Annotated in this window: 20 protein-coding genes and 1 tRNA gene; 9 read left to right on the forward strand and 12 right to left on the reverse strand. The window is 64.3% G+C overall.

Annotation, left to right across the window (positions count from 1 at the left end; genetic code table 11):
* Nucleotides 1-9: 9 nt before the first annotated feature.
* Nucleotides 10-753 carry a PhoH family protein gene (locus RHOSA_RS0114555; RefSeq protein ID WP_027289247.1) on the reverse strand — a complete coding sequence of 248 codons (744 nt, stop codon included), beginning with the start codon at nucleotides 751-753 and terminating at the stop codon, nucleotides 10-12.
* 631 nt (nucleotides 754-1,384) lie between these two features.
* Between RHOSA_RS0114555 and RHOSA_RS0114560 the strand changes: the two genes are divergently transcribed.
* From RHOSA_RS0114560 to RHOSA_RS0114570, 3 genes are all read left to right on the forward strand, one after another.
* Nucleotides 1,385-1,594 carry a hypothetical protein gene (locus RHOSA_RS0114560; protein ID WP_027289248.1) on the forward strand — a complete coding sequence of 70 codons (210 nt, stop codon included), beginning with the start codon at nucleotides 1,385-1,387 and terminating at the stop codon, nucleotides 1,592-1,594.
* Between the two features lie 199 nt (nucleotides 1,595-1,793).
* The gene (locus RHOSA_RS24385) at nucleotides 1,794-2,972 is read left to right on the forward strand and encodes a TRM11 family SAM-dependent methyltransferase (RefSeq protein ID WP_027289249.1); all 1,179 of its coding nucleotides are present in this window, start codon (nucleotides 1,794-1,796) and stop codon (nucleotides 2,970-2,972) included.
* Nucleotides 2,973-3,213: 241 nt separating this feature from the next.
* A tRNA-Tyr gene (locus RHOSA_RS0114570) sits at nucleotides 3,214-3,299 on the forward strand.
* Nucleotides 3,300-3,899: 600 nt separating this feature from the next.
* Here RHOSA_RS0114570 and RHOSA_RS0114580 read toward each other — a convergent pair.
* Nucleotides 3,900-5,033, reverse strand: a complete 1,134-nt coding sequence (locus tag RHOSA_RS0114580) for a M14 family metallopeptidase (protein WP_027289250.1) — start codon at nucleotides 5,031-5,033, stop codon at nucleotides 3,900-3,902.
* 313 nt (nucleotides 5,034-5,346) lie between these two features.
* On the opposite strand from RHOSA_RS0114580, the gene RHOSA_RS22740 reads away from it, so the two are divergent.
* Nucleotides 5,347-5,724 carry an ArsR/SmtB family transcription factor gene (locus RHOSA_RS22740; RefSeq protein ID WP_051432175.1) on the forward strand — a complete coding sequence of 126 codons (378 nt, stop codon included), beginning with the start codon at nucleotides 5,347-5,349 and terminating at the stop codon, nucleotides 5,722-5,724.
* A 305-nt stretch (nucleotides 5,725-6,029) separates the two neighbouring features.
* Nucleotides 6,030-7,280 carry a transcription termination factor Rho gene (gene rho, locus RHOSA_RS0114590; protein WP_027289251.1) on the forward strand — a complete coding sequence of 417 codons (1,251 nt, stop codon included), beginning with the start codon at nucleotides 6,030-6,032 and terminating at the stop codon, nucleotides 7,278-7,280.
* Between the two features lie 96 nt (nucleotides 7,281-7,376).
* On the opposite strand, the gene RHOSA_RS0114595 is transcribed toward rho, so the two are convergent.
* The 6 genes from RHOSA_RS0114595 to ectA all read right to left on the reverse strand — a co-directional run bounded on the left by RHOSA_RS0114595 (nucleotide 7,377) and on the right by ectA (nucleotide 13,803).
* A complete protein-coding gene (locus RHOSA_RS0114595) occupies nucleotides 7,377-8,183 on the reverse strand; it encodes an ABC transporter ATP-binding protein (protein ID WP_081728741.1) in 807 nt (268 codons plus the stop codon).
* 61 nt (nucleotides 8,184-8,244) lie between these two features.
* Nucleotides 8,245-9,006 carry an ABC transporter ATP-binding protein gene (locus RHOSA_RS0114600; protein ID WP_027289253.1) on the reverse strand — a complete coding sequence of 254 codons (762 nt, stop codon included), beginning with the start codon at nucleotides 9,004-9,006 and terminating at the stop codon, nucleotides 8,245-8,247.
* A 19-nt stretch (nucleotides 9,007-9,025) separates the two neighbouring features.
* Entirely contained in the window at nucleotides 9,026-10,192 is a 1,167-nt protein-coding gene (locus RHOSA_RS22745; RefSeq protein WP_051432176.1) for a branched-chain amino acid ABC transporter permease, read from the reverse strand.
* Nucleotides 10,193-10,198: 6 nt separating this feature from the next.
* Nucleotides 10,199-11,215 (reverse strand): branched-chain amino acid ABC transporter permease, encoded by a 1,017-nt coding sequence (locus RHOSA_RS0114610; RefSeq protein WP_027289254.1) that lies wholly within the window; start codon nucleotides 11,213-11,215, stop codon nucleotides 10,199-10,201.
* A 140-nt stretch (nucleotides 11,216-11,355) separates the two neighbouring features.
* Entirely contained in the window at nucleotides 11,356-12,726 is a 1,371-nt protein-coding gene (locus RHOSA_RS0114615; RefSeq protein WP_027289255.1) for a substrate-binding protein, read from the reverse strand.
* Between the two features lie 396 nt (nucleotides 12,727-13,122).
* The gene (gene ectA, locus RHOSA_RS22750) at nucleotides 13,123-13,803 is read right to left on the reverse strand and encodes a diaminobutyrate acetyltransferase (RefSeq protein WP_051432177.1); all 681 of its coding nucleotides are present in this window, start codon (nucleotides 13,801-13,803) and stop codon (nucleotides 13,123-13,125) included.
* A gap of 108 nt (nucleotides 13,804-13,911) precedes the next feature.
* Between ectA and RHOSA_RS0114625 the strand changes: the two genes are divergently transcribed.
* The gene (locus RHOSA_RS0114625; RefSeq protein WP_027289256.1) at nucleotides 13,912-14,361 is read left to right on the forward strand and encodes a YqaA family protein; all 450 of its coding nucleotides are present in this window, start codon (nucleotides 13,912-13,914) and stop codon (nucleotides 14,359-14,361) included.
* Between the two features lie 30 nt (nucleotides 14,362-14,391).
* Here RHOSA_RS0114625 and RHOSA_RS24390 read toward each other — a convergent pair whose 3' ends face one another.
* Nucleotides 14,392-14,877 (reverse strand): response regulator, encoded by a 486-nt coding sequence (locus RHOSA_RS24390; RefSeq protein WP_027289257.1) that lies wholly within the window; start codon nucleotides 14,875-14,877, stop codon nucleotides 14,392-14,394.
* Entirely contained in the window at nucleotides 14,874-15,131 is a 258-nt protein-coding gene (locus RHOSA_RS0114635; protein WP_027289258.1) for a hypothetical protein, read from the reverse strand. Before RHOSA_RS0114635 ends, RHOSA_RS24390 begins: the two co-directional genes overlap by 4 nt.
* A gap of 269 nt (nucleotides 15,132-15,400) precedes the next feature.
* On the opposite strand from RHOSA_RS0114635, the gene RHOSA_RS0114640 reads away from it, so the two are divergent.
* Both RHOSA_RS0114640 and RHOSA_RS0114645 read left to right on the forward strand, forming a co-directional pair.
* Complete coding sequence (locus RHOSA_RS0114640; protein WP_027289259.1) at nucleotides 15,401-17,572, forward strand: ATP-binding protein; 2,172 nt, start codon at nucleotides 15,401-15,403, stop codon at nucleotides 17,570-17,572.
* A 124-nt stretch (nucleotides 17,573-17,696) separates the two neighbouring features.
* A complete protein-coding gene (locus tag RHOSA_RS0114645; RefSeq protein WP_027289260.1) occupies nucleotides 17,697-18,332 on the forward strand; it encodes a response regulator transcription factor in 636 nt (211 codons plus the stop codon).
* A 102-nt stretch (nucleotides 18,333-18,434) separates the two neighbouring features.
* Here the strand turns inward: RHOSA_RS0114645 and RHOSA_RS0114650 are convergent, their stop codons facing one another.
* Both RHOSA_RS0114650 and RHOSA_RS0114655 read right to left on the reverse strand, forming a co-directional pair.
* The gene (locus RHOSA_RS0114650) at nucleotides 18,435-19,271 is read right to left on the reverse strand and encodes a transglutaminase-like domain-containing protein (protein ID WP_027289261.1); all 837 of its coding nucleotides are present in this window, start codon (nucleotides 19,269-19,271) and stop codon (nucleotides 18,435-18,437) included.
* A 49-nt stretch (nucleotides 19,272-19,320) separates the two neighbouring features.
* Complete coding sequence (locus RHOSA_RS0114655; RefSeq protein ID WP_027289262.1) at nucleotides 19,321-19,899, reverse strand: peptidylprolyl isomerase; 579 nt, start codon at nucleotides 19,897-19,899, stop codon at nucleotides 19,321-19,323.
* A gap of 405 nt (nucleotides 19,900-20,304) precedes the next feature.
* Here RHOSA_RS0114655 and RHOSA_RS22760 point away from each other — a divergent pair, with 405 nt between their 5' ends.
* Nucleotides 20,305-20,613, forward strand: a complete 309-nt coding sequence (locus RHOSA_RS22760; protein WP_200372012.1) for a high-potential iron-sulfur protein — start codon at nucleotides 20,305-20,307, stop codon at nucleotides 20,611-20,613.
* Nucleotides 20,614-20,678 lie beyond the last annotated feature (65 nt).

Here is a 20,678-nt window from a genome sequence, read left to right on the forward strand (position 1 = left end):
AGGGGCGTGTTAGATCACCGTCAGCATCGAGGCGACCAGCGGGTGCCGGACGATGTCGGCGTCCTCCAGTTCGACCACGCCGATATCCTCCAGCGCGGCGAGCCGGTGGGCGATCTCGCCCAATCCGGAAACGCCTGGCAGCAGATCGCTTTGATCCGGGTCGCCGGTCAGCACCATGGTCGACGACCAGCCGAGGCGCGTGATGAGCATCTTGATCTGGCCGTAGGTGCAGTTCTGTGCTTCGTCGATCACGACGAACGCGTTGTTCAGCGTGCGCCCGCGCATGAAGCCAACCGGCGCGATCTCGATCAGCCCCTCGCCCAGGGCCATCTTGACCCGCTTGTTGCCCAGCCGGTCGGTCAGGGCGTCATACAGCGGACGCAGGTAGGGCTGCAGCTTGCTTTCCACGCCGCCTGGCAGAAAACCCAGGTTCTCGCCGGCTTCCACGGCCGGTCGGGTGAGCACGATCCGTTCCACCTCGCGGGCTTCCAGCGCTTCCACCGCCTTGGCAATGGCCAGATAGGTCTTGCCCGTGCCCGCGGGCCCGAGCGCGAGCACCAGGTTCTTCGTATCGATCGCCTGCAGCAGAGCCTCCTGCCCTGCGCTCATCGGCTTGACCTTGCGGCGGTACGCCTGATCCCGGTTATCCCCGCCATGCGCATTCAGCGGATGCCACTCACCCTCGCGGGGATAGAGCGCACGGACCTTGGCCTCTTGATTGCTGGCGGCGCGACGCGCGGAACGCTTGCCCATCTTGGACTCCTCGGCTGTTGGGACGGCAGGGGCCGGCACAGATGCGCCGGACGGGCGGCACGCTGACGCGGATTCCACCCCTGGACGGCGTGAATCGGCGTCAAACGGCATTTCGGCGAGAACGGATACAGGGCAGGCAGCACCTGCGTTGGCCACCACAGGGTCCGGCGGCGGCGCGACCTCTGCCTCGGACGCCGGCGACGGCAACGCCACGGGCCGGACCAGAAAGGCCGGAAGATCATGGCGGTCGCGGTCGGACGGTCGCGTCAGGGCGCTGCTCCCGTGCGTGGCATGAGCCGGTGGCTCATCAACCCAACTGCCGATCAGTCTACCCAGGGTTGCCAGTCCTGTCGCGCGATTCGTAGGGGTGAAAGAGAAACTTCACACAACATGTGGTTTCAACGCGCCCGCCATACGGCTCTCGGCAACCTTCGAGCACGCCCACAGACCGCGCGCGGAAGACAGGACGACGGCACCGACGCATGATCCTGTGTTTGGAATGCGTTAACCTTCTTTTCCACAAAAAACCTACGTGCTGCAGCGCAAAAGGCTTGCCAAAACCCGACGGCACCGGAATCCTGCGCGCGACTTCGGCCAGCCTTTCGATGCCGTTCGAAAGTAGGGGTAGATCATGTTGCCGAATGAACGCGACCTACGGGCCTATGCGGTCGGTTTTGCGCGCCGCTACCGCGATTACGCCGCTCCGTACGCCCGCGAATATGCTGAAAAACTGCGGTCTTGTGGCGATCATGAGGGATGCGCGGTGTGGCACCGCGTCGCCGACCTGATCGCTGAGGACGCGTTGGACACGGCACCTGCGGACACACGCATCGCCGCGTAAGTCCACGCACAGCGCGCACCTCGGGGTCTCACGAGCGGCCCAGCGGATTTCCGGCCGGGGCGCTCGTTTTGGTGGGATGAGGCAACGCCCTGCGGGCGTGTTGCCCTCGCCCTGTCACGCTGGCACCACCTGTATTTGCACCACGTGGGAACGCGTTAGCCTTGCGGCGCAAGGCTAAATCTGCGACCTCCCGCGCGTTATGAGCAGCAAGCCCCCACACAGCAAGGACCGCGCCCGCCCGGGCCCCGGCAAAGACCCGAAGCGCAAGCCGAACAGCCGCAAGGCCGCCGCCAAGAAGGCCGCGCGCAGCGGCGCCTCGGCGGATGCAAAGGTCCGCACGCCGGCCGCGTCTAAACCGGCGCGTGCAGTGCAACCGGCAGGCTGGGTATTACGCAGCGCACCGGGCCTGGGGCGTACCCTGCTGGCCGAACTGCGCCACGACCGGCTGCTTGGCGCCGACGAGCGCGCCGATCTGCTGTGGCAGCGCAATCACGATCTGCTGTTCGCCCCACGCCTCACCCGCGTCCCGGTCGCCCATGAGCTGCGGATCGCCGAGGACGTGCTCCGCTGCCTCGCCTACGGCCGCTACAAGCTCTCCGACAGCCAGTTGGACCGCCTCGCCCAACTGCTGCAGGGCCAGCGGCGCAGGCTGGTGGTCACGGCGGACGGCAAGCATTTCAACCGTCATGATCTGTTCCGCTTCCTGAACCGGGAACTGAGCCGTCGCGGCGTCAAGCTGGACGATAGCGCCAAGGCGCCGCTGCTGGTCTTCTGCATCGAGCAGGCCTATTACGCCTGCATTCCGGTCCGGGAGGCCGACGAGACCACCGGCCGCGACCGCCGGCAGGTCGAGCGCGAAGGCAGCCTGCCGCCGCCGATCGCCGCGGCGATGGCATTCATGACCCGTCCAGCGGACGACGACACCGTCCTGGACCCAGTGTGCGGCTCCGGAACCCTGCTGGCCGAGGCCGGCGGCTACGCACCGGGCGCACGGCTGATCGGCACCGATCAGGACCTGCAGGCGGTCAAGACCGCCCGACGCAATCTGAAGACCTTCGAGACGGCCGAGATCGACCACGGCGATGCCTGCGCGCTCGATCTGCCAACGGAAAGCGTCCATCTCGTCCTGGCGAATCTGCCATTCGGCAAGCAGTACGGCGACGTTGGCGAGAACCGCACGCTCTATAGCGAGATCCTGCAGGAAATCCGCCGCGTGGCCGCCCCCAAGGATTTCCGGGCGGCCCTGCTGGTGAGCGACCGCCACCTGCTGCGCGAGGCCGCCAAGACCGCCGGTCTCAAGATCGTGCACGAAACGGCGATCCGCGTGCGCGGCGAAGACGCCGTGATCGCCCTCCTGCACCTGCCGCCCACGCGCTAGCCGACTCCGGTGACGGCGGTCGCATCCCTGGGAAACGGCAAAAATGATCGAATCGCGGCCATCGGGACTTGCAAAACGGGGGCCGAAGCTCCTAGAACATGCGCGCCCTGAAGCGGACGGCTCCCTGCCGTCGCGACCGCGACTCAGGGCGGCGATCCCGTCTTTGTCGTTTCCGGCTGCTGCCGGATCTCATGCAAAGACCCGGCCCGGCCAACGGTCAGGCGGCGGATCGTGGGCATGTGGGGGAGTTACCCAAGCGGTCAACGGGAGCGGACTGTAAATCCGCCGGCTCAGCCTTCGGAGGTTCGAATCCTCCCTCCCCCACCATCTCTCTTGATTTTCTAATAGAGACATCGTCGCCGACAGCCTGGGCTGCGGGTTCACTTGCGAACCGCGCTGTGAAAAGCCTGCCAAGGACGATCGTGCGACATCGCTGTTACGCGGTTCGGCCATTGCTGCCACAAAGCGGTCGCTTGTCGTTGGCGGGGGAGTTAACTACCTCTCAATTGTGCCCGGAACAAAAAGGGCGCAGCCGGTCGCGGGAGAGCGACCTGACTTCTGGCGTGTATCGAGAAAATGGTCTACAACTAGGACCACTCAGAACCACAAGAACATCGCCGTCCGACCCGCGCACCTGACATCGAATGCGCGGCGGCTGCGGCGGGAGGGAAACGCTGTGACGGCTGCATGGACGTCCGCAGGCCCAGAACCCAAACTGGAGGAAATCCTCTGCGACCCGATGGTCGAACTGCTGATGCGCCGGGATCGCATCAGCCGGCAGGATATCCTCCGGGCCGTCCAACGCGCCCGCCAGCGCCTCCAGATCACTCAAGCGCAGCCGCAGGCCCTGGCGAGCTAGCAAACGGCGGGGTGTGTCCACGACCAACCGATGCGGCCACAGGACGGGGCGGCCCCAGCCAATAGTCGCTAATACTCGCCGCGCATCCGGTCGACCACGGGGCGCAGGGCGTTGAGGCAGGAGCGGCCGAGCATCCGGCTGCGCGCGGGCGACCAGCCCTCGCTCGGGTGCGGACTGTCGGCGGAATCCTTGAACGGCATCTCCAACGTCATCGCGACCGCACCAAAGGTCTCCGCCATGAACGGTGTGGCGACGCCGAGGTTGGCTTGGCCGGGCTTGGCCGGTGGGTAGCCCTGGCTGGTCTGGAAGTCCGGATTGAGCTCGCGCAGGCGCTGCTTGAACAGCTCCACCATCTGCAGCTGCTCGGCCCGCAAGTTGGGGATGCCCTCGAAGCCGGCAATGAAATTGTGCGCCAGGGCCTCCTCGCCATGCACGTCAAGCAGAACGCCACAACTGCTTTGATGCATCCGCCGACGGACGTGGTAGACCTCCGGGCTGGTCTCGGGATCCGGGTTCTGCCAGACGCGATTCAGGTTCACTCCGGCGGCGTTGGTGCGTAGATGCCCGCGCCGCGTGCCATCGGGGTTCATGTTGGGCACGACATAGAAGACGCACCGATCCAGCAGATAGGCGGGCGCCGGGTCGTCGGTGTCCAGCAGGCGCTCCAGGAAGCCTTCCATCCACCATTCGGCCATCGACTCGCCCGGATGCTGCCGGCCGATCACCCAGATCGGCAGCTTCTCCGCATGCCAGGTGCCGACCTGCAGCATCTCCATCGGCTGGCCGTCGATCGTCTCGCCCAGCACCTCGTAATCAACCCGGCCCGTGGTGGTGCATCGCGCGATCAGCTCCCGGTGGCGAGCCATCGGATAAGGCGCGAAATAGGCGTAGGTGACGAGCGGCGCGTCGGGCGTATGGGTGATCGTGAGCGTCGTCCCGTCGAACGCGGTCGGCACCCGGAACCAGTTTTGCAGGTCATAGGAGGCAACCGCCTGATAGCCGTCCCATCCCTTCGGGAAGGAAGACTCGTGTGCGTTGGTGATGCGCAGCGTGCGTGCATGGCCGGGTTGGCCAGCGCAGCTGAAGTGGAACCACTGGAAGAACGTGTCGCCAGCGTCCGCACGGATGCGCAAGTCCGCGGTATCGCCCTCGATCCGGTCGACCAGGATGTTGCCGCTATCGAACGCGCTGGTGATCCACATAACTAACAACTTTCTCCGTTGTGCTCGCGCTCAAGCGCGTACCTCGTGAATAGTGCCCTACTGGCCGCTTGCCAACCGGACAAGCGTCCCCGCCATGCTACGCCAGACCATCGGTGTAGGACGTCAATCCGGGATGCAGATATTTACACGCAAGGCGAAGGGCATATATTTCGTTCGACGATTTTGAACAGGGAATTCTAGACTGTTCGGCGGCGCTGGTGGATTTTGGGTTTGATCCGCCGTCTCGCGAACTGGGCCCGATGACGCTTGGCGTAACAGGAAGAAGGCCCGCTGCACGGTGGGAAACGACGCAATGGAAGTATCGGAAAAGGATCTGGACAGCCTGGAGCGCAGCGCGGATGCGGCCGCGCGCTTGCTGAAAGCCCTGTCCAACAAGGATCGCCTGATGATCCTGTGCTATCTGGCCGAGGGAGAGCGCAAGGTGGGCGACCTGGAAGCGCTGCTCGACCTGCGCCAGCCAACCCTGTCGCAGCAGCTTGCGCGTCTGCGCAACGAAGGATTGGTGGCCACCCGTCGATCCGGCAAGTCGATCTACTACTCGCTCGCCAGCGTCGAGGTGCAAGCCGTGATCGAGACGCTGTATCGTCTGTACTGTGCGCCCGAGCAGGCTGGTAAGACGGCCGGTGCCGCCAGCACGCCCGAAACCGCGCCGGTGGCACAGGAGCGCTGACCCGGCAACACAAGGTTTTAACAGGGGTGAATTTTCGCGCCAAACGGGTGCCTACGATCGGATAGCGCGCGGAAAACGGTCGCAGCCACAACGCAATCTGGAACAGGACTCGCGCAGGAGATGTCGAGCCCTTGCGTTTTGACGGCGTGACCGGCAAAACTAAAATACCGCTTGGGTCCATCCCATAGCCGGGTCCATCTGTTGCCAGCCGGCGGCACCCGGCGGGTCCATCCCGCGCGCCGTCATCGCCCCGTCCGTCGTGCCCGATCCGCGGCGCGCGCCTGTCCTCCGCGAACTGTGCCCCCATGAACCTCCAAGAATTGAAGGCCAAATCCCCGGCCGACCTGCTCGCCTACGCCGAGGAGCTGGACGTCGAAAACGCGTCCTCGCTACGCAAGCAGGAGATGATGTTCGCCATCCTGGAGCGCCTGGCGCAGCAGGATGTCTCGATCTATGGCTCGGGCGTCCTGGAGATCATGCAGGATGGCTTCGGCTTCCTGCGGTCGCCGGAATCCAACTACCTGCCGGGCCCGGACGACATCTACGTCAGTCCCTCGCAGATCCGCCGTTTCGCGCTGCGCACCGGCGACACGGTCGACGGCGAGATTCGCTCGCCGAACAAGGGCGAGCGCTACTTCGCGCTGTTGAAAGTCAACACGGTCAATTTCGACGTCCCGGATGCGCTCAAGCACCGGATCAACTTCGACAACCTGACCCCCCTCTACCCGGACGAAAAGCTGGACCTGCAGACGGACGCGCAGAAGGACATCACCAACCGGGTGATCGACCTGGTCGCGCCGCTCGGCAAGGGCCAGCGCGCGCTGATCGTCTCGCCGCCGCGCGCCGGCAAGACGATGATCCTGCAGAACCTCGCCCGCGCAATCGAGACCAACCACCCCGAGTGCTATCTGATCGTGCTGTTGATCGACGAGCGCCCGGAAGAGGTCACCGACATGGCGCGCACGGTGCAGGGCGAGGTCGTCTCCTCAACCTTCGACGAACCAGCACAGCGCCACGTCCAGGTGACCGAGATGGTGCTGCAGAAGGCGCGCCGGCTGGTCGAGGCGAAGAAAGACGTGGTCATCCTGCTGGACTCGATCACCCGCCTGGGCCGCGCCTACAACACCACCGTGCCGTCCAGCGGCAAGGTGCTGACCGGCGGCGTCGACGCCAACGCCCTGCAGCGGCCCAAGCGCTTCTTCGGCGCCGCCCGCAACATCGAGGAGGGTGGGTCGCTTACCATCATCGGCACCGCCCTGGTCGATACCGGCAGCCGGATGGACGAGGTGATCTTCGAGGAGTTCAAGGGGACCGGCAACTCGGAAATCGTGCTCGACCGCAAGCTGGCGGATAAGCGGATCTTCCCGGCGATCAACGTCGGCCCCTCGGGCACCCGGCGCGAGGAACTGCTGGTCGACGAGAACCGCCTGAACAAGATGATCGTGCTGCGGCGCATCCTGCAGCCGATGGGCTCCATGGACGCGATGGAGTTCCTCTCCGACAAGCTGCGGCGGACGAAGAACAACACCGAGTTCTTCGACATGATGAGCCAGTAGCCGCGCCCCGAAATCCACACGCCCACCCTTTAGCGCGTTCACGCGGTCGCCTAACCGTCGCCTGCCACCTCGGCGCGCGCGACATCGTCGCGCGGCTCAGATCGCCAGGTACTCGTGGCGCAGGTCCTCGTCGTCCAAGACCTCCTGGGCGGTGCCCTCGTAAACCACCTCGCCCTGATCCAGGATAATCGACATATCCGCCAGCTTGAGCGCGGCCACGGCGTTCTGTTCGACGATCACGGTGGTGATGCCGAGCTTGCGCACGTCGGACAGGATCCGTTCGATCTCCTGCACAATCACCGGCGCCAGCCCCTCATAGGGCTCGTCCAGCAACAGCAGTTTGACGTCGCGGGCCAGCGCGCGGGCAATCGCGAGCATCTGCTGCTCGCCGCCGGAAAGCGTGCTGGCGTCCTGCGTGCGGCGTTCCTTCAGACGCGGGAACGCCTGGTAAATCCGCTCGAACTCCCAACCCTTCGGCTCGGCGATCTGCGCCAGTTGCAGGTTCTCCTCCACCGTCAGACCGCCGATGATCCGGCGGTCCTCCGGAACCAGCTGGATACCCTGCTGGGCGGCTTCGAAATCCTTCAGGGTATGGATCGGCGTGCCCTGCAGCCAGACCTCCCCCTGGCGCAGATCGGGCGAGCCGGCGCGGGCGATGGTACGCAGGGTCGACGTCTTGCCCGCGCCGTTGCGGCCCAGCAGGGCTAGGATCTTGCCTTCGGGGACTTCGAAGCCGACGCCCTGGACGATGTAGCTTTCACCGTAATAGGCGTGCAGGTTCCGACAGGCGAAGTAGCTATCGGGCGCCCCGGTTCCGACCTGCGCCTTCAGCTTCTCGGTGTGCTCGCGCGCCTTCTCGTACGCCTGCTTGGCGCTGGCGCTGAAGCTTTCGGTTTCACTCATGGATGCGGTTCTTCCGGTTGGCTGGCATCGAAGCGCGGCGGTGGGATGAGCGCCATGATGGCTAGGCGGTGCCGCCGAGGTAGGCTTCCTGGACCTTCGGGTTGCCCTTGATCTCCTCGGGCGTCCCTTCGGCGATGATCGCGCCCTGGGCCAGCACGCTGATCCAGTCGGCGAGCGAGAACACGACGTGCATGTCGTGCTCGATGATCACCTTGGTCATGCCCTGTTCCTTGATCCGCTTGAGCAGATCGATGGTCCGGTTGGTGTCGTGCCGGGCCATCCCCGCCGTCGGCTCGTCGAGCAGCAGCAGACGCGGGTGCTGGATCAGGCACATGGCGATCTCCAGCCGGCGCTTGTCGCCACGCGACAGGTTGCCGGTCATCTGATCGCGCAGATGGTGAAGCCCCATATCCTGCAGCATCTGCGCGGCTTCTTCGCGGATCGCCGTTTCCGAGACCATCGCCCGGAAAGGCTTGAAGCTGAACGCCCCGTCCCGCTTGGCAAGCGCGGCGATCTCGACGTTTTGCAGCAGCGTCAGATCCAGGAAGATTTCCGGCGTCTGGAACACCCGGGCCACGCCCATCTGGTTGATCTGGTGGGGCGACTTGCCGGTCAGCGTCACCCCATCGAACAACACCGAGCCGGTATCCGGCACCAACCGGCCGATCACGGTGTTCAGCAGCGTGGACTTCCCGGCCCCGTTGGGACCGATAACCGCGTGGGTCTTCCCCTCCTCGACCTGCAGGTTGATGTTGGTCAGGGCCTGCAGGCCGCCGAAGTTCTTGTTCACGTCGGAGACGTTGAGGACGAAATTCTGTGCCATGGTTGTGCTTGCGGCCCCTCTACTCCGACGGCTGGGTGATGGCTGACCTGTCCGAGGCGGCCCCGCCCGTCCGGCGGCGCTTGATCGCATGCCCGATCCGATACAGGCCTTCCATCAGGCCGCCCGGCAAGAAAATGACGATCGCCATGAACAGCAGGCCAAGCGTGAGGTGCCATCCCTCCCCGACGAACAGGCCGGCCACGCCGACCAGCAGGTCGGTCACCGGCTCCGGCAGGAAGTCGAACACTTCGGTCAGTTGAGCAGAGTGGATCGCCGAGAAGATATTCTCGGCATACTTGATGATCGCGGCGCCCAGCAGCGGACCGATCAACGTGCCGGCCCCGCCCAGGATGGTCATCAGCACAACCTCGCCCGAAGCGGTCCATTGCATCCGCTCCGCGCCGGCCAAGGGATCGGTGATCGCCATCAGCGACCCGGCGAGGCCGGCGTACATGCCGGAGATCACGAAGATCGTCAGCAGATAGGGACGGGTGTTGTAGCCGGTGAAACGCATCCGTGTCTGGTTCGACTTGATCGCCAATAGCTTCAGCCCGAACGGCGAGCGGAAAATGCGCAGCGACACCCAGAACGCCAGGATCAGCATGACCGCACAGAAGTAGAACGCGGTGTAGCCGGTCAGCTCCAGACCGAACAGCGAGGGGCTTGGAATGCCGGCACCGCTTCCGGCGAACAGCGCATCGATCGCCCGAGGGTCATTGGTCGACAGCGTCAGCCCGGTCTCGCCGTTGGTCAGCGGGGTCAGCACCGAATACGCCAGGTTGTACGACATCTGCGCGAAGGCGAGCGTCAGGATGGCGAAGTAGATGCCTGCCCGGCGTAGCGCCACGAAGCCGATCAAGAGCGCGAACACGGCCGCGATCAGCACGCCGAAGATCACGGCCAGGACCGCGTTCATGGTCAGCAGCTTGAAGATCCACACCGCAGCGTACGAGCCAACGCCGAGGAACGCCGCGTGACCGAACGACAGGTAGCCGGTCAAGCCGAACAGCAGGTTATAGCCGATCGCGAAGATGCCGAAGATGGCAAAGCGCTGCAGCAGGTCGGGATAGCTGGCCCCAATCGGGCTCAGCCAGATCGGCGCGGTGAGCACCACCAGCGCGAAGATACCCATGAGCATCAGGTCGCGCTTGGGGGTCGAAGGGTTGAAATGCGTGATGCTGGCCATGGTCGATTAGCTCTCCATCACGCCTTTGCGACCCATCAGGCCCCGCGGGCGGGTCAATAGGATCACGACGGCGATCAGATAGATGATGATCTGGTCGATGCCCGGTGCGAGGTCCTTAATCCAGCTCATCGAGGCGAAGGACTGCAGCACCCCCAGTAGGAAACCAGCAGAAACCGCCCCACCGAGCGAGCCCATGCCGCCTACGACGACCACCACGAACGACAGCACCAGGAAGTTCATGCCGATGTGATAGTCCGGCGGCAGGATCGGCGTGTACAGGCATCCCGCCACTCCGGCGACGATCGCGGCGATGCCGAACACCACGGTAAAGCGACGCTGGATATTGATCCCGAGCAGTCCGACCATCTCCCGGTCGGTCATACCGGCGCGCACGACCATGCCGTAGGTGGTCAGCTTCAAGAACGCGAACACCGCACAGACGATCACGAACGCGCAGAACAGGTAGACCAAACGCCACCAGGGATAGACGAGGTTCTCGCTGAGTCCGAGCGCGCTGCCGATCGGCGCCGCGCCGGACAGGGTCTCTGGCGCGGACATCGGAATGGCGTTGGCGCCGAAGATCACCTTGATGATCTCGCCCAGCACGATTGCCAGGCCAAAGGTAACGAGAATCTGCTCGGCGTGGGGGCGCTTATAAAAGTATTGGATCAGCCCGCGCTCCATGGCGAGCCCGATCAGCAGCATGACCGGAATCGCCACCACGGCGGATATCGGCACCGACCATGCGATGATCGTCGAGCCCAGATCGCCGAACCAGATTTCCAGATAAGGTTTGGTGGTATAGGCCTCGAAGGCGGTGATGCTCTCGTCGCGCACCTTCTCGGAAATGGTCAGCAGCTGGTTTACGCCAACGGCCACGAAGGCCCCCAGCATGAACAGCGCCCCGTGCGCGAAGTTGACCACGCCCAGCGTGCCGAACACGAGCGTCAGCCCAAGCGCGATCAGCGCATAGGCCCCACCCTTGTCCAAGCCGTTAAGCAGCTGGAGCAACAGGGTATCCATCGATACATGTCCCCCTACCCCGTCTCAGAGACGCAGACCTGCACTGCTAAGACGGGTAAACCGGAATGGCGGAAGGCGATGGGACCGGCGCACGCCATGGCACACGCCGGTCCCGACCATCAGGCAGACTGCCTTGTCGCTCAGACCTCGTAGGGGCCGAGGTCGCCTGGATAGAGATCGGCTGGATACATGATCTCCTCCGTTGGGACCTCCTTAACGACCTCAAGCAGGTCGAACTGGCTCTGCGGGTCGTCATTCCCCTTCACGACCAGCACCGGCTTGAACGCCTGGTGGTCGGCGGCGCGATACAGCGTGTCGCCGTTGCCCATACCGGTGAATTCGAAGCCTTCGAGGAACTTGATGACTTCCGGCGGGTAGAAGGTCCCGGCGGACTCGACCGCGTTGGCGTACAGCAGGGTCTGGACGTAACAGGTGTGCGCGGCCTGGGACGGCGGGAAGCCATACTCCTCGCCGAACGACTTGACGAAGGCCTTGGACGCGTCGTCCTGCAACGACCAGTGCCAGTTGGTCGAGCCGTAGATGCCGGAAACGGCCTTGCCGGCCCCCTGCGCCATGACGCGGGAGTACAGCGGCACGACGATCTCGAACTGCTTGCCGTTCGCGGTCGCGTCCTTCAGGCCGAACTGCACAGCCTGAGTCAGGCTGTCGACCATGTCCTTGCCGTAGTGGATCAGGAACAGGACGTCCGCGCCGGAATCGCGTACCGGGGTCAGGTACTGCGAGAAGTCACCGGCCCCGAGTGGGGTGCGGACGGAGTTCACCGTCTCCCAGCCCATATCTTCGGTGACCTTCTTCATCGACTCTTCGACGGACCAGCCCCAGTTGTAGTCGGCCACCAGCATGTAGGACTTGCGGTCGGTGCCCATTTCTTCCTTGAGCACCGGACCCAGCGAGGCCGCAGACATGTGCGCGTTGAAGAAGTGCCGGAAACCGTAGCGACGGCGGTCTTTGCCGGTGGTGTCGTTGGCGTGCGTCAGGCCGGTCATGAAGATGACGCCCATCTCCTGGCACAGCGCCTGCACCGACACGGCCACGCCGGAGGACGAGCCGCCGGTCACCATGACCACGCCGTCGCGCTCGATCATGCGCTTGGCCGACGCGCGCGCGGCATCCGACTTGGTTTGGGTGTCGCCGGTGACATACTCGACCTTCTTGCCGAGAATACCGTTCCCCTTGAGGTTGCACGGCTGCATCGTATTGAGCATGCCGCCGTCGCCCTCGCCGTTCAGGTGCTTCACGGCGAGCTGATAGGCACGCAGCTCATCCTTGCCCTCATCGGCATAGGGGCCGGTCTGCGGCACGTTAAAACCGAGGGTAACGGTCGAAGAATCGCCCGGATTGTTGCGGAATTCCTGCGCCCAAGCGTTGCGCATAAAGCCGCTCGGCGCCTTGCCGCTAAAACTGAGCGCGCCCAAACCCGCAGTCGTCGCAGCGCCCGTCTGCAGGAAGCGCCGGCGGGACCAGCCAGCCGGATTACCAGTGTCTGTCATTCTGCCTCTCCTGAACGTTTACCATCCCCCCGGAGCATTTTGTTTGTGCCCCGGTTGCCTACCCAGCATCCGCCCACAAGCCCGCCAGCGAGCCAAAAGGGTGAGCGGACGCATGCGTAAGTTTCGACAGGTAGGTTTATCTTTTTTGCCCTGCCGAACGTGGGGCGAGACTACCGTCACTCGCCAACACCGTCCAATACTATTCTGAATCCGTCATACAACCGGAGCGTCTATACCCAATCATGACGGCTGACAGCCACGTCTACGCGCAGCTTTGCCAGCCCGGACGATTGGCGTAGGAAACCGGCCGCGCACGCCCGCCGTTAGCCCGGTTCCCGACGCAGAAACCGGCGGATACACACGTCAGACGCGTGACCACCGGCTACAGACGAGCGGTCAGCCAGCACGCTCCACGACCACCTTGCTGGCACCATGGTCGATCCGGACCCGTTCGGCGGCACGCTTGGCGTCCTCGAAATCGTCGAACGCCGGGTTTGCGGGCTCGAACGCCGGCAATTCGGAGCCATCCCAGAAGCTGTACAAGCGATACTTGCCGTCCTCGGGGCGGATCCGGATTTCGCACTTCTCGTAAGGGATCGGGCCAACCACGAACAGCCGCTCGATCTTGTGCTCCGCGTCGGGGAAAAGCTCGTCGGCGAAGGCCTCGGTCTCCTTGATCGGGCAATCGAGGCGCTTGGCCAAACTCCTGAACAGCTGCTCCGCGGGCGTGTTGCCCGGCACGATGGTCGCTTCGACCCAGCGCACGCCGGCCGCTTCATCGCGCTGGAGCAGATGATCCAGCATCGCGCTTGCGACTTTCGTGTTCTTGTACGGATCGCGCACATTGACCTGCCAGACGAAAAGCCGTCGGGGGTCCTGCGGCAGGCGGTAGGCGGTCAGCATGCCGATGGTATGCTCGCCGCGCTCGGCCACCACGCTGGTCGCGGCAAAGTTGCGTGCCACCATGAAATAGGCGTAGCCGGAATCCCGATCGAGGTTTTCGGACTCGTCAACCATGCGCCAGATTTCGGCGCCGTCCTCGATCGACAGGGTACGATAGGTGATATCGTCGGTCACGGTCGGGCGTCATCCTTGCTGGTGAGATTGACCGCAGCCTATCACGCCCGCTCGGCCGCAGCGAACCCGTTTGCCGCTGACCCATCGCAACCGGGAGCGTTCCACGCCATGACCGCCCTCGCCGCCTACGCCAGCATGGTCGCGAGCGCCTTCCTGGCAGCCACCATCCTACCCTTCCAGTCGGAAGTGGTCCTGGTCGGCCTGCAACTGGACGGCTGGCCATGGGGGTGGCTTGTTCTGGCGGCGACGGTTGGCAACGTGCTGGGCGCGGTCGTCAACTGGGCGTTGGGGTTGGGTATCGAGCGGTTCAAGGATCGGCGCTGGTTCCCGATCGACAGCAAGACCTACGCCCGAGCCGAAGCCTGGTACCAACGCTGGGGACTCTGGTCGCTTCTCCTCGCCTGGACGCCGTGGCTGGGCGATCCGTTAACCGTCGTCGCAGGGGCATTGCGGGCGCCGATCGTCCCTTTCCTGGTCTTGGTCACGGCGGGCAAGCTGGCGCGCTACCTCGTTCTGGCAATCGGCGTAGCATTTTTCGGCTGGGGCGAAGCTGGCTGACACGCGCAGCGACACCGTTCGCCTGCAGCTCTAAGCCGCCGGCTGCCTCACACGTCGTTCGGGAGTCTCCAACCGTCCCGCACTGACCAGCCGATGCGCCGCCGACAGAAAATTAGGCAAGGGTGCCTGCTTCGGCACACAGACGTCGGCGCCCAGACACATCGCCGCCTTGGCATACAGCGCGCCCCCCTCGGGACCGTCGCCGCTCAGCACGAGCGCGGGCACGTCGGGGTGCATCTTCCGCAACCAACGCAGCAGGTCCAGCCCATCGTTGCCGGGCATCACGATATCGGTGACCAGAAGGTTGAACGACGCATCGCACAATTGAACCAGAGCCCGCCGCCCATCATGGACGGCCACCACGTAAAAGCCCGCACGACGCAGGATTCCGGCAAGCTGCGTGCAGAGGCGGGGATCGCTCTCGGCCAGCAGCACCCGCCCTTTGGAGCCTGGCCCGCGGCTGACCGGCACATGCACGTTTGCGACCCGCTGGTCATTTGGCGGTGTGGTCGTCATCGTCCGCTGCTCACTCCGGCACTCAAGGACATGCCAAAGTGCCCGGTTTCGGCCAGAAGTGTCTGCGCACTCCCCGGCAGATCTGCATCGATGAGCATTTGAACGGCGGCCTGCATCTCTTGCATGCTGCGGGCAAGCGCCTGCGAGTCCGCGCGCATCTGCATAATCAGTTCGTTTAACGTCGGCCCGGCGTTGACTTTAACCGCCGGGGCAACGGCAGTGCGGGCGGTTGGGAAGTTGATGATCTGTGCCAATATCCTGTTCCTTTATCGGGCGATGGCCGGAGACGGACGGCCTTGTCTGACCCCGCTGGTGTCGACCTGGAAAGATATTGGCGAAAGGCAGTTTCCCGCGCATCTGCAAGGAAGGCTGTCGCGTATGGCAGAGGCACAGGTAATTCTGGCCGAAAGACTCGGATGCTTAACCTTCAGGATAGGTGGGCTGTGCACTATCCTGTCGAAAAGTCCGGGTAAGTTCGCCTCCGGCGTTCGGTGGCGGCAACGAGTTTAACGGAGCACACCGCATGCCGGCGCCACGACGTGCCATTCAGTCGGAACCAGACCGACTTCATGCGCTCTACCAATACGAGGTCCTCGACAGCCCACCGGAGCCGAGCTTCGACCGGCTGACGGCGCTGGCAGCACGTCTGTTTAACGTGTCGATCGCACTTGTCAGCCTGATCGACCGGGACCGGCAGTGGTTCAAGTCCATGCACGGCCTGCGCACGCGCGAAACCTCGACCCGCCTATCCTTCTGCAAGCATACGCTCGCCGGCGACACGGTGCTGGTCGTGCCGGATGCAACGGACGATGCCCGGTTCGCCGACAACGCGCTGGTCACAGGGGCGCCCTATATCCGTTTCTACGCAGGGGCGCCCCTGATCACGCCGGACGGCTACAACCTGGGGAGCTTGTGCATCATCGATGACAAGCCACGCGCGGGTCTAAGCGAGGCTGACCAACGCACGCTGCAGGATTTGGCCGACATCGCCGTCGACGAACTGGAACTGCGTCGCCACCACCGGGAAAAGGAGACCGGGCTGCGCCAGCAGGCCGAGCGGGTAACGCATGCGGTCGAGTTGGCACAGGACGCGATTAGCCTGCTCAACGCCGACAACCGTTTCGTCTACATCAACCGCGCAACGGCCACGCTGTACGGCTATCCGGTCGACGAGCTTTTGGGCCAGCCGCTCGATCTGATCTACGACAGCGACGGGCGCCAACGCCTGTACCAGGAGGTCCTGCCAGTCCTGCGCAACAACGGCGCCTGGCATGGCACCTGTAAAGCGCGCCATCGCAACGGATCGGTGATCGAGCAGGAGGTTTCGCTGGCCGCCCTGCCCGATGGCGGCATGGTCCGCGTCGCGCGCGACGTCACTGCCCGCAACGCCGCCCAGCGGACCCGACGACGGCTGCGCGCCGAACTGCATCAGGCGCAGAAGCTGGAATCGGTCGGCCGGCTGGCCGGAGGGATCGCACACGATTTCAACAACGTGCTTGCCGCGATCGCCGGCTATGCAGGTTTCCTGGTCGACGATCTGCCGCAAGACAGCGCCGAGGCCGGCTACGCTCGGCAGATTGCCTCCGCCGCCGAACGCGGTAAGACCCTCGTGCAGCAAATCCTGTCGTTCAGCCGGCGGGACTCCCTGAGCATGACGGCGATCGATATCTCCGAGGTGGTCAGCGAAACCGCCGGCCTGCTATCCGCGGCGCTCCCACGCGAACTGCACCTGAATTGCGAACTGCCGGAGGCCCTTTTACGGGTGCGCGGCAACGAAAGCGCGCTTGGCCGGGCCGTGATGAATCTGGCGACCAACGCCCGCGACGCCGTAGCGGATTTGGACGCGCCCAGCATCACGATCGTCGTGCGTCACCGCAGCACCCCGATCGAGGATCCTGGCACCGACCGCACGGAAGCGACAGAGATGGAAGGCGTCGGCCCGGTCCGCCTGCTCGACCTCGCAGACGGCCGCCACGAACTGCGGATCGGTCAGATCAACCATCCAGGCGGGACCATCGAAGTATCGGTCATCGACGGCGGCGCGGGCATTCCTCTCGATAAGCTGGAACGCGTGCTGGAGCCCTTCTACACGACCAAGACCGTCGGCAAAGGTACGGGGTTGGGTCTTTCGGCCGTCTCCGGCATCGCGCTCAGCCACGATGGAGGGCTGACCATTCGAACCGGTGAAGGACGCGGCACGGAAGTCACGATGCACTTTGCCGAGCTAGCGCCGACAATGGGGCAAAGCACCGACACCAGGGCCAGCTTGGCCGCGCACGCGCCAGTCGCGACGACAGCCGACCGCGTAGCCGCAGTAAACGATCCGACATCAGATACCCGCAGGCTGGTACTGATCGTGGACGACGAGCAAACAGTGGCCCAGATGACCGCGGATACGGTGATCCGCCTGGGCCGCCCGGCTCTCACCACGACTTCGGCCAACCGGGCACTTGAAATCGTGCACGACCGGCACGGAGAGATCGCGCATCTGATCACCGACCTGAACATGCCGGAAATGATGGGCAGCGATCTTGCCCAAGCGGTCAAAGGGATCGACCCGGCGATCGCCATCACCCTGATCTCCGGCCGGACCCCCCTGGCCGAGGGAGACCCCGCATCGGCGATCGACCACGTGCTGCAAAAGCCGATCGCGCGAGATCAACTGGAGCGCGTGCTTTCGGGGCTCGCCAACTAAGCCACGGCACGGAAACCACATCGGCGCCATGGGCCCTGAACGGGCAGTTTGTAGTGAAATGCGGGCGCCGAGCATGTATACTTTCGACTATACAGGTCTCTCCCGGACCGCCTAATGCGAGTAGATGATGATCCCCCTGATCGCCGACGATCACGACCTCTTTATCGACCTGCTGGCCACCCACATAGGGCGCACCTGGGCAGATAGTCCGGTCTACAAAGCAACCGACGTGGACGCGGCGCTGAAACAGCTCGATGCCCACCCGGAGATCGACATCGCGCTGCTGGACGTGGTCATGCCGGGCATGAACGGGCTGGAGGGTCTGGCGCGGATCAAGCAGGCGCGGCCTGACATGCCGGTTGCCCTGCTGTCGGGTCAGAGCGACCGCGCGGTGATCGAGCAAGGTCTACAGATGGGCGCCGCGGGCTTCGTGCCCAAGACCATCTCCGGGGATGCGCTGATCCAGGCGATCCGTCTGATGCGCAGTGGCGAGATTTACGTCCCCTACTCCCTGATGAACCGCCCTGCTGAACACCCCCAGGAGCCGGCCGGGGACGACACCCTGTCGACCCGCGAGACACAGGTGCTGGACGGTCTATGGCGCGGTCTGTCCAACAAGGAAATCGCGCGCGAACTCAACCTGCAGGAAGTGACGGTGAAGCTGCACCTCCGCCGCCTGTACCGCAAGTTCGAATGCCGCAACCGCACCGAGGCCCTGCGCATCGGTCTTGAACGCGGTCTGCTGAAAAACAACGCTTGAGCGCCAACCACATCACAAAAGAGGCGTCTGGAACCTTTCCTTAAAACCCAAGCCGCTCCAACGACCGCCATCCGGCGGGGCCCGACAGACGCGATGGGGTTTTTAGGCCGAACAGACAGCTGCTGAACTGCGGCTGGTATGGGCCGGACCGGAGATCGGTTCCGCAGCCTCGGCGTAAACCGTCATCCCGGTCATCTGTGCCGGACCGAAGATCAAGGCGAAAGACACGTCCGCTGCATCCCGGCCGACACCGATGCGGACCAGATTCTCAGGTACGATCCGCCGGGTCGGGTCGAAGACGTACCAACGGTCGCCCAGCCATGCCTCGAACACCGCATGGAAGTCCGGTGGCTGAAGGGTATACGCGTAGCCGCTGACGAAGCGGGCAGGAATGTTGATCGCCCGGCAAAACGCGATGCCAAGGTGCGCGAAGTCGCGACAGACACCGGCACGCGCCGTGGCGGTGTCGAACGCGCTGGTCAGCGGCGTCGTCGTGCCGGCCAGATAGTCGACGTTCGCGTAGATCCAGTTACAGATCGCATTGACCTGTTCATAACCACGCGGATAGCGATCGAACTCCCGATAGGCGAGCCGCATCAGTTGATCCGACTGGCAGTACCGGCTTGGCAGGAGATAGGGCAGCGTGGCGAGCGGGACGTCATTGGGGGCACAGGCCCCGACCGACTCCGGCGTTTCCAGGCTCGGCACACTCTCCACTTCCGCGTCATAACGCAGACGCAGATAACCGCCTGACAGGCTGAAACGGTGATAGCGATTGCCGGACTCGCTCACGAACTCCTCGGGTGCGGCTTCCGGCTCCAGACGCAGGCGCTCCGAGAGGACGCGCTGATGCGTCGTCTCGTTCGCGGTCACGTTGAAGACGAAGGTCGACAGCCCAGGGATCCAGTAGTCCAGCGTACAGCCGGTCAGGAACTTCATCGCGCTATCCCGCTCGCGCTGGCGCGCGCTATCGTGTCAGATCAGGAGGTTATTCGACGACCACGTCCTGGATCACCACCGGCTCCTGCGGCGCATCCTTCGGGAAGGGGCCGACGCGACCGGTCGGAACCTGGCTGATCTCATCCACCGTGCCCAGGCCCGACACGACCTCGCCGAACACGGTGTAGCCCCAGCCCCGCTGGGTTTTCGCCGTATGGTCCAGAAAGTCGTTGTCTTTGACGTTGATGAAGAACTGCGCGGTCGCGGAGTGCGGATCGCCCCGGCGGGCCATGGCGACCGTGCCACGGTCGTTGGACAGGCCGTTATCGGCCTCGTTGCGGATCGGGTCACGGGTGGCCTTGCGTTCGTAATCGCGCGTGAAGCCACCGCCCTGGATCATGAAATCGGGGATCACACGGTGGAAGATCGTGCCGTCGTAATGGTCGTTACGCACATAGGTCAGGAAGTTTTCGACCGTCTTGGGCGCACGTTCGGCGAACAGCTCGATGCGGATGTCGCCGTGGTTGGTTTCCAGGCGCACGACCGGGTTGCCGTCCTGCGCGCGCCCCGGCACCGACGCCAGCGTCAGCAAACACACGGCTGCGGCCGTCTTGATCCAATTCTTCATGCGAAGCGGTTCCGTGTCAGGAGTGTGGGAGCAGCCGGCAGCCCGGCCCGATCTTCGCCTTACCATGCTGGGCGCCCCCACGCCACGCCGACAGCCAGCGACGAGGTGGACGCGGCGACACCTCCATGGCGCCAATCCCGCCCCGCCTTTTCGAACGATTCTCAGGGTAGCGGCCGCCCGGACTGCACAAAGACGATGCAGACTCTTTTCCCGCGGGGTGTTTGCCCCACTTCGCTGCATGGTCCTGTGGGTAGGTCACACCGGCCGTGCGTGCTGAGCGGATCGATTCGCCGCAGCCGCGCGGGTGGACATTTCCACCCTTCGGACTGTTTAATACCGCTACGATTCCAGGCGGAGAGCGTCCGATCGCGCCTGGAACGAAAACAAACTCTATGGACGCTGCACATGAGGGAGTCCGACAACATGCAGGAGCATGACGGCAAAAGTATGAGCCGCCGCGGCTTCTTCGGCCGCGCTTTCGCCACAGGTGCCGTGGCGCTCGGCGCCGCGAAGATCCTGAGCAGCCGCGAGGCGCACGCCCAGAAGGCGCCGAAGCAAGCGGTGCAATACCAGGAAAATCCCAAGGGCGATCAGCACTGCGCCAACTGCCAGTTCTGGATCGCGCCGGAGGGCGGCTCCGAGATGGGCCAGTGCCAGATCGTCCAGGGCGAGATTTCCCCGGACGCCTGGTGCAACCTCTGGGCCAAAGCGTAAGCTGCTGCGCGAGCTAAGTCCGCTCAGCCCAAGACAAAGGCCGGCGGAAGCTTTCCGCCGGCCTT

The organism is Rhodovibrio salinarum DSM 9154, from assembly GCF_000515255.1.
GTDB classification, from domain to species: domain Bacteria; phylum Pseudomonadota; class Alphaproteobacteria; order Kiloniellales; family Rhodovibrionaceae; genus Rhodovibrio; species Rhodovibrio salinarum.